The sequence below is a fragment of the Nocardia aurantia genome (assembly GCF_009604425.1).
GTDB classification, from domain to species: Bacteria; Actinomycetota; Actinomycetes; order Mycobacteriales; family Mycobacteriaceae; genus Nocardia; species Nocardia aurantia.
This window is the reverse complement of sequence record NZ_WEGI01000043.1, coordinates 1-1,734: the sequence shown is the minus strand read 5'-3', so window position 1 is coordinate 1,734 and position 1,734 is coordinate 1. Positions and strand designations below refer to the sequence as shown.

Annotated in this window: 1 protein-coding gene; it reads left to right on the top strand. The window is 69.0% G+C overall.

Annotation, left to right across the window (positions count from 1 at the left end; genetic code table 11):
- Positions 1-1,734: non-ribosomal peptide synthetase (locus tag NRB56_RS38060; RefSeq protein ID WP_153349233.1), on the top strand; the 1,734-nt coding region annotated here is incomplete at both ends.

Below are 1,734 nucleotides of genomic sequence, written 5' to 3'. Positions count from 1 at the left end.
GTGTGTTGCTGGGCCGGTTGACCGGTCGCGATGATGTGTTGTTCGGTACCACGGTGTCCGGGCGGCCGGCGGGGCTGGCCGGGGTCGAGTCCATGGTCGGCCTGTTCATCAACACCGTCCCCGTCCGGGTGGCCTTCGATCCGGCGGAATCCGTGCGGCAGTTGCTCTCCCGGGTGCAGGGACAGCAGGCGGATCTGCTCGACCATCACTACGTGGGCCTCGCCGACATCCAGGCCGCGGCCGGGATCGGCGGGCTGTTCGACAGTCTCGTGGTGTTCGAGTCGTATCCGGTGGACGCCGAGGGCATTCAGAAGCAGGCCGCCGATATCGACGGTATGGCCGTCACCGGCCTGCACGCCGCCGACGCCACCCACTATCCGCTGACCCTGATCGCACAACTGGATTCGCGGCTGCGGATCCGAGCGGGCTACCTGCGGGACCTGTTCGACGAGGACACCGTCGTCACGCTCGCCGAACGGCTGATCCGGGTGCTGAGCACGATCGTCGCGGAACCCGGTGTCGCCGTGGGCGATATCGATCCACTCGACGCCGTCGAACGCCGGACGATCCTGACCGACTGGAACGACACCGATTTCGATGTCGCGTCCGTGCTCGCCGGCCGCCCGGCCACGCTGGCCGCGCTGTTCACCGATCGGGTCGTGCGCACTCCGGATCGGACGGCGGTCACGTTCGAGGGGACGAGTCTGTCCTACGTCGAGTTCGCGGCGCGGGTGAACAAGCTGGCGCGCTGGCTGATCGAGCGCGGGGTGGGCCCGGAGTCGTTCGTGGCGCTGGGGATGCGGCGGTCGATCGATCTGGTGGTCGGCATGTACGCCGTGACGGTCGCCGGTGGTGCGTATGTGCCGCTGGATCCGGATCATCCGGCCGAGCGCACCGAATACATCCTCGCCACCGCCGATCCCGTCTGCGTGCTCACCGCGGGGACCGATCTGGAGATCGACACCGCGCAGGTGCGCATCGATCTGCTGGAGCTGTCCGGATATTCGCCCACACCGGTCACCGACCGCGACCGGCGGCATCCGCTGCGTCCCGGCGACACCGCGTATGTGATCTTCACGTCGGGTTCGACGGGCCGCCCGAAGGGTGTGGCGGTGCCGCACGCGGCGATCGTGAACCGCCTGGTGTGGATGCAGGCCGAGTACGGCCTGACCGCCGACGACGTGGTGTTGCAGAAGACCCCGGCGACGTTCGACGTGTCGGTGTGGGAGTTCTTCTGGCCCTTGCAGATCGGCGCACGCCTGGTCGTCGCGAAGCCGGACGGGCACCGCGATCCCGAGTACCTGATGCAGGTGATCACGGCCGAGGGTGTGACGGTCATGCACTTCGTGCCGTCGATGCTCACGGTGTTCGTCGCGGCGCTGGCCGAATCGGCCGGGCCGGCCGTGGCCACCGGGACCGACGGGTTGTGCCGGTCGTTGCGTCTGGTGTTCGCCTCCGGTGAAGCGTTGGGCGGCAAGCCCGCTCAGGCGCTCACCGAACTCACCGGCGCCCGGGTCCACAACCTGTACGGCCCCACCGAAGCCGCCGTCGACGTCACCCACCACGCCCTCACCCCCGCCGACACCGACACCGTCCCCATCGGCCGACCGGTGTACAACACCCGCGTCTACGTCCTGGACAACCGGCTGCGCCCGGTCCCCGCCGGCGTCCCCGGCGAGCTGTACCTCGCCGGAATCCAACTCGCCCACGGCTACATCGCCCGCCCCGACCTCA